The following is a 6000-nucleotide window of genomic DNA, read 5'->3' on the forward strand; positions in this document are numbered from 1 at the left end:
CCCCGTCGTCCCGTCAGGCAAGACGAACTACCACATCATGGAACCGTCGAGTGGGGGTCGCCGCCCGTGCGAAAATAGGGGCCATGACGCATAACCTCATCCTGCTGCGCCACGGCGAGAGCGAATGGAACCAGAAGAACCTGTTCACCGGTTGGGTCGATGTCACCCTCACGGACAAGGGCCGGGCCGAGGGCAAGCGCGCCGGAGAGCTCCTGCGCGAAGCCGATCTCATCCCCGACGTCGTCCACACCTCCCGCCTCAAGCGGGCCATCCTCACCGCGAACCTCGCCCTCGAGTCCGCCGACCTCTCGTGGCTCGACACCCATCGCAGCTGGCGGCTCAACGAACGCCACTACGGTGCGCTGCAGGGCAAGGACAAGAAGGAGATCCGCGAGGAGTTCGGCGACGAGCAGTTCATGACCTGGCGTCGCTCCTTCGACACCCCGCCGCCGGCGCTCTCCGACGCCTCTGAGTTCTCGCAGGTCGGCGACCCGCGCTACGCCAACCTCGGCGACTCGGTGCCGCGCACCGAATGCCTCGCCGACGTCATCGACCGTCTCCTGCCGTACTGGTACGACGTCCTCGTCCCCGAGCTCTCCGAGAACCGCACCGTCCTCGTCGTCGCCCACGGCAACTCGCTGCGGGCCCTCGTCAAGCACCTCGACGGCATCTCCGACGCGGACATCACGGGACTCAACATCCCCACCGGCATCCCGCTCCACTACGAGCTCACCGACGACTTCACGCCGGTCACCCCGGGCGGCACCTACCTCGATCCCGCCGCGGCCGAGGAAGCGATCGGCAAGGTCGCGAACCAGGGCCGCTGAGCCGGAAGCCGATCCGAGCCTGAGCTGGGAGCCCGGCCGACCTGACCCCGAGCCCGGCTGAGCCGGAGCCTCAGCGTTCCGCGAACTCCCCGGCGATCGCCTGCACCTGCCTGCGCAGGACGGCGATCGCCGGGGAGTTCGTCATCGACCGCCGCCACACGGTGTGGATCGACCGGGCGATCGAAGGGTCGTCGAGCGGCACCGCTGTGACATCGGAGGGCAGGTGCGGGCGACCGAGCCGGGGAACGAGCGCGAGCGCGCCGACCGACCGGCTGAACTCGACCTGGGTGTCGTACTCGACGGCCCAGTACTCGACCCGCGGCTCGCTGCCGAGATCCTCGAAGAGCGCGACGAGCCAGCGATGGCACACCGCCCCGCGCGGGGCGGAGACGAAGACCTCACCGACGAGATCGGCACGCGTCACCTCGGCGCGCGAGGCCAGATGATGGTCACGCGGCATGACGATGTCGGCGCGGTCGACGGCGATGATCTCTGAGGTCAGGGTCGAGGGCAGGCGGAGGGCGGAGCTGTTCCAGTCGAAGATCAGGGCCGCGTCGATCCGCCCCGCCGAGACCATCTCGATGAGCTCGTCGGGGTCGGATTCGACATTCGTCACCGTGAGTTCGGGCGCGGCCTCGGCGAGCCGGGGCAGAGCGGGGACGAGCAGGCCGCGGATGCCGGTGGAGAACCCGCCGACGGTGATCCGGCCGCGCGGGTCACCCGAGCGGGCCCGGGCCTCGGACTCGATGCCCTCGAGGTCGTGGAGGATCTGCGCCCCGCGGCTGCTGAGCTCGCGCCCCATGGGCGTGAGCGAGATGCCGCGTCCCGTGCGCTCGGTGACCGGGGCGCCGAGGTAGCGGGAGAGCTTCTGCAGCTGGTGGCTGACCGCGGCCGGTGTGTAGCCGAGGGAGTCGGCCGTGGCGGTGACGGACCCGAGCCCGTCGAGGGCGACGAGGGTGCGCAGGGCGACGATATCGATCATCAAAATATCGTAATGAATGACCGGAGTGACTTTCAATGGATTTTATAGCTGAGCGCTGAGATCCTGAAGTCATGCGCCCCGTCCATTACCTCCTCGCCCTCCTCGTCGTCGTCCTCTGGGGCGTCAACTTCATCTTCATCGACTTCGGACTCCGGGACTGGCCGCCCCTGCTCCTCGTCGCGGCGCGGTTCACCGTCGTCGTCATCCCCGCGATCCTCTTCGTGCGCTTCCCGCGCGGCAGCTTCGGGCGCATCCTCCTCATCGGCGTCTTCATGTCCGCCGGGCAGTTCGGGCTCCTCTACACCTCGCTCTTCCTCGGCCTCCCGGTCGGACTGTCCTCGATCATCCTCCAGATCCAGGCCGCCTTCACCGTCCTCGTCGCCGCGCTCGCGCTGCGGGAGATCCCCAACCGCCGCCAGATCATCGGCATCCTCATCGGGGTCGCCGGCCTCGCCGTCATCGGCCTGAGCCTCCAGGCGTCGATCCCCGTCGTGGCCTTCGTCGTCTGCCTCGGTGCGGCACTGTCCTGGGCGATCGGCAACGTCATCGCCCGTGGGGTGAAGCCGGGCATCAGCGGTCTGCAGATGACCGTGTGGTCGGGTCTCGTCGTGCCGCTGCCGATGCTCGGGCTCTCCCTGCTCATCGACGGCCCCGCCGAGGTGGTCCGCTCACTCGCGCACCCGACGTGGGGTGTCCTCGCCTCGGTCGTCTACACCGCCGGCGTCGCCTCGCTCATCGGGTACGTCATCTGGAACTCTCTGCTCGCCCGCTTCCCCGCCTCGCAGGTCGCCCCGTTCACGCTCCTCGTCCCGCCCGTCGGGGTCGGGGCGGCGTGGCTCGTCCTCGGCGACCGGCCGACCGTGCCCGAACTCATCGGCGGGGCCCTCCTCATCCTCGGTGTCGCGGTGACGACGGGGGTGCACCGGACGATCGCCCGGGGGATCAGGGGCGTGCCCCGCCGGCGTCGACGTGACGTCGTCGCCCGTGAGACGCCCGCGGACGCCGTCGCGGGGGTGAGCGGGGGACCCTGATGTGCCGAGCAGGGATGTATCGAGCAGACACGGAAAAGAAAAAAAACCACCTCGGCGATCGTCGTCGTCATCTGTCCGGCAGAGCGCTCACTTCCGGGACAGGTAGGGCTCCCAGTTGCCGGTGAGCAGGTACTCGACCTTCTGCGAGACCGACACGGCGTGGTCGCCGAAGCGCTCGTAGTAGCGCGAGAGCAGCGTGACGTCGGCGATGTGGCGCGGGGCGAGATCCTCGGCGGGGGCGTCGGCGAGCTGCGCGAACACGGAGAGGTGGAGCTCGTCGAGCTCCTCGTCGATCGCGTTGATCGTCGGGACCATCGACAGGCCGGGGTTGTTGAGGAGGTTCTCGGTCGCCTCGGCGATCTTCTCCGCCGAATCGCCCATCCGCAGGAACGTCGGCTCGAAGTGCTTGGGGATCGCGGATTCGGGGTAGCGGATGCGCACCTGCTGGGCGATGTGACGCGCGAGGTCGCCCATGCGCTCGAGCGAGGCGCTCATCCGCAGCGCGCCGATGACGGCACGCAGATCGGAGGCGACGGGTCCCTGGAGGGCGAGGATCTCGGCGGCCTGCTGGTCGAGGGTGTGCTGCATGGCATCGATCTTCGCGTCGGCTTCGATGACGCGTTCGGCGAGCTCGAGGTCGTTGCTCCGCAGGGCCTGATTCGCCAGGCGGATCGAGTCGAGGACCTTGGTGGACATGTCGACGAGCTGGGTGGCCAGCTCATCGAGCTCATTCCTGAAGACTTCGCGCATTGAGGATGCTTCCTTTGTCTCGTGCGAGGTGAGAGTGCGTGGCGCAGATCTCGGGATCGGCCGTGCTCGGACTGCTCGACAGTGCGGCTTGTCCCTGCAGGCACACTGACTTCAGCTTTCCATCGCCGCGTGAACGGCAACTGGCGGTTCGGTGAATTCCTCGCCAAAAGCCCTGTCAGCGGGTGAATCCGGTGCGACCGGCAAGCAGACTGCGCCTAAGCTTGTTCACGTGGATCTCTTGATTGTAGCGGTCCTGACCGGCATCGTCGGCCTGGGACTCGGCATAGCGGGCATTTTGGCGTTCCGTTTCAGCGAACGCTCCCGCGATGCTGCCGACCTGCATTCCGAAGACGATCTGCCCGAGGGCATCGCCGAGGTGCTCGCCGTCCTCCAGTCGGCGGCGATCGTCCTCGACGCCGGCGACGACGTCGTCAAAGCCTCCCCGGCCGCCTATACGTTCGGCCTGGTCAGAGGGCATTCCCTGACGTCGCCGGAGATGCTCGAGGTCGTCGAGCGGGTGCGTGCGCGGGGGCTCATCGAAGAGATCGACCTCGAACAGAAGCGGGAGGCCTCCGACGCCGTCCTGCGCTACCTCCACGCGCGGATCGCGCCCCTGGGCACCGCGTTCATCCTCGTCCTCTGCGACGACCAGACCGAGTCGAAGCGCGTCGATGCCGTCCGCCGGGACTTCGTCGCCAACGTCTCCCACGAGCTCAAGACCCCGATCGGGGCGATGGCCCTCCTCGCCGAGGCGGTCACCGACTTCTCCGACGATCCGGCGGCGGTCGAGCGCTTCGGCGGGCGCATGCAGCGCGAATCGAAGCGCCTCACCCAGCTCGTCCAGGAGATCATCGACCTCTCCCGCGTCCAGGACCATGCCGCCCCGTCGACGACGGAGAAGATCTCGGCCGCCGAGGTCATCGACGACGCCGCCGACCGCGCGCACACCCGCGCCGAGGCGAAGCGGATCCACATCGAGATCGCCCCGCCCTCGAGCCTCCTCGTCGAGGGCAACTACGAGCTCCTCGTCAACGCGGTCCGGAACCTCATCGACAACGCGATCAACTACTCACCTGACGGCACCCGCGTGGGCGTCGGCGTCGAACTCGTCGACGAACGCGTCGAGATCTCCGTCACCGACCAGGGCATCGGACTGTCCCGGCAGGACACGGAGAGGGTCTTCGAGCGCTTCTACCGCGTCGATCCCGCCCGTTCGCGGATCACCGGCGGCACGGGCCTCGGGCTGAGCATCGTCAAGCACATCGTCGCCACCCACGGCGGTGAGGTCAGGGTGTGGAGCCAGCTCGGCAAGGGGTCGACGTTCACGATCGTCCTGCCGTTGGCCGGTACGCAGACCGTCGCCGAGGCGACCTCGACGGCGCCTGAAGGGGTGCTGCTCGAGCATTCGGCGCAGGCCGGGGGCGACGCGGTGCGGGCCGAGGGCGACTCGGCGCGAGCCGGAAGCGAGCAGAACGCCGACGAACAGCCTGCTGACGAACGGACCGGTGACGAACAGTCCGCTGAAGAACGGGCCGCCGACGGACAGCCCGGCGACGATAGGGTCGATGGGGACCCGGGGACCGCCTCGGCGGGCGACGGTGACAACGGTGAGGGCCCGGAGGAGAATGGGACCGCCCAGGTTTTGCCCACTGGAAGCGAACAAAGGAAGCTCACGACGTGACTCGAATTCTGCTTGTTGAGGACGAGGATTCGTTCTCGGATCCGCTGTCGTACCTGCTCGGCAAGGAGGGGTACGAGGTGACCGTTGCCGATGACGGCCTCAAGGCCCTCGCGGAGTTCGACCGGAACGGCGCTGATCTCGTCCTCCTCGACCTCATGCTGCCCGGTGCCTCGGGCACCGAAGTGTGCCGCGAGCTGCGGGCGAAGTCGAACGTGCCGATCATCATGCTCACGGCCAAGGACTCGGAGATCGACAAGGTCGTGGGGCTCGAACTCGGCGCCGATGACTACGTGACGAAGCCGTACTCCTCGCGTGAGCTCCTCGCCCGCGTCCGCGCGGTGCTGCGACGCAACGTCGAAGCAGAGAGCTTCGACGATTCGATCCTCGAGGCCGGCGGGGTCCGGATCGATGTCGAGCGCCACGTCGTCTCCGTCCGCGGGGAGGAGCTGTCGATGCCGCTCAAGGAGTTCGAGCTCCTCGAGATCCTCGTCCGCAACTCCGGGCGCGTGATGACCCGCGGTCAGCTCATCGACCGGATCTGGGGCGAGGACTACGTCGGGGACACGAAGACCCTCGACGTCCACGTCAAGCGCCTGCGCGCGAAGGTCGAGCAGAACCCGTCCGAGCCGCAGCTCCTCACCACCGTCCGCGGCCTCGGGTACAAGTTCGAGGCATAACGGGCCCAGAAGAGCACAGACCAGACCCATACAGATACAGACCCATACAGGT

Annotated in this window: 6 protein-coding genes; 4 read left to right on the plus strand and 2 right to left on the minus strand. The window is 68.0% G+C overall.

Annotated elements, in window-relative coordinates; translation table 11 throughout:
- The first annotated feature begins 83 nt into the window (after nt 1-83).
- Nucleotides 84-827 carry a phosphoglyceromutase gene (locus tag ABD154_RS00480; protein ID WP_198499616.1) on the plus strand — a complete coding sequence of 248 codons (744 nt, stop codon included), beginning with the start codon at nt 84-86 and terminating at the stop codon, nt 825-827.
- Between the two features lie 70 nt (nt 828-897).
- On the opposite strand, the gene ABD154_RS00485 is transcribed toward ABD154_RS00480, so the two are convergent.
- Nucleotides 898-1809 carry a LysR family transcriptional regulator gene (locus ABD154_RS00485; protein ID WP_344249337.1) on the minus strand — a complete coding sequence of 304 codons (912 nt, stop codon included), beginning with the start codon at nt 1807-1809 and terminating at the stop codon, nt 898-900.
- A gap of 71 nt (nt 1810-1880) precedes the next feature.
- On the opposite strand from ABD154_RS00485, the gene ABD154_RS00490 reads away from it, so the two are divergent.
- Nucleotides 1881-2840 carry an EamA family transporter gene (locus ABD154_RS00490; RefSeq protein ID WP_198499614.1) on the plus strand — a complete coding sequence of 320 codons (960 nt, stop codon included), beginning with the start codon at nt 1881-1883 and terminating at the stop codon, nt 2838-2840.
- 87 nt (nt 2841-2927) lie between these two features.
- Here ABD154_RS00490 and phoU read toward each other — a convergent pair whose 3' ends face one another.
- Complete coding sequence (phoU, locus tag ABD154_RS00495) at nt 2928-3590, minus strand: phosphate signaling complex protein PhoU (RefSeq protein ID WP_211978784.1); 663 nt, start codon at nt 3588-3590, stop codon at nt 2928-2930.
- A 238-nt stretch (nt 3591-3828) separates the two neighbouring features.
- Here phoU and ABD154_RS00500 point away from each other — a divergent pair, with 238 nt between their 5' ends.
- Both ABD154_RS00500 and ABD154_RS00505 read left to right on the plus strand, forming a co-directional pair.
- The gene (locus tag ABD154_RS00500; protein WP_376911715.1) at nt 3829-5271 is read left to right on the plus strand and encodes a sensor histidine kinase; all 1443 of its coding nucleotides are present in this window, start codon (nt 3829-3831) and stop codon (nt 5269-5271) included.
- A complete protein-coding gene (locus tag ABD154_RS00505; RefSeq protein WP_198499612.1) occupies nt 5268-5948 on the plus strand; it encodes a response regulator transcription factor in 681 nt (226 codons plus the stop codon). The genes ABD154_RS00500 and ABD154_RS00505 overlap by 4 nt, the downstream gene beginning before the upstream one ends.
- Nucleotides 5949-6000 lie beyond the last annotated feature (52 nt).

Source organism: Brevibacterium sanguinis (assembly GCF_039528855.1).
Lineage (GTDB): Bacteria > Actinomycetota > Actinomycetes > Actinomycetales > Brevibacteriaceae > Brevibacterium > Brevibacterium sanguinis.

Coding starts and splice junctions, on each gene's coding strand:
- ABD154_RS00480 (WP_198499616.1), top strand. CDS start 84: ATGACGCATAACCTCATCCTGCTGCGCCACGGCGAGAGCGAATGGAAC.
- ABD154_RS00485 (WP_344249337.1), bottom strand. CDS start 1,809: ATGATCGATATCGTCGCCCTGCGCACCCTCGTCGCCCTCGACGGGCTC.
- ABD154_RS00490 (WP_198499614.1), top strand. CDS start 1,881: ATGCGCCCCGTCCATTACCTCCTCGCCCTCCTCGTCGTCGTCCTCTGG.
- phoU (WP_211978784.1), bottom strand. CDS start 3,590: ATGCGCGAAGTCTTCAGGAATGAGCTCGATGAGCTGGCCACCCAGCTC.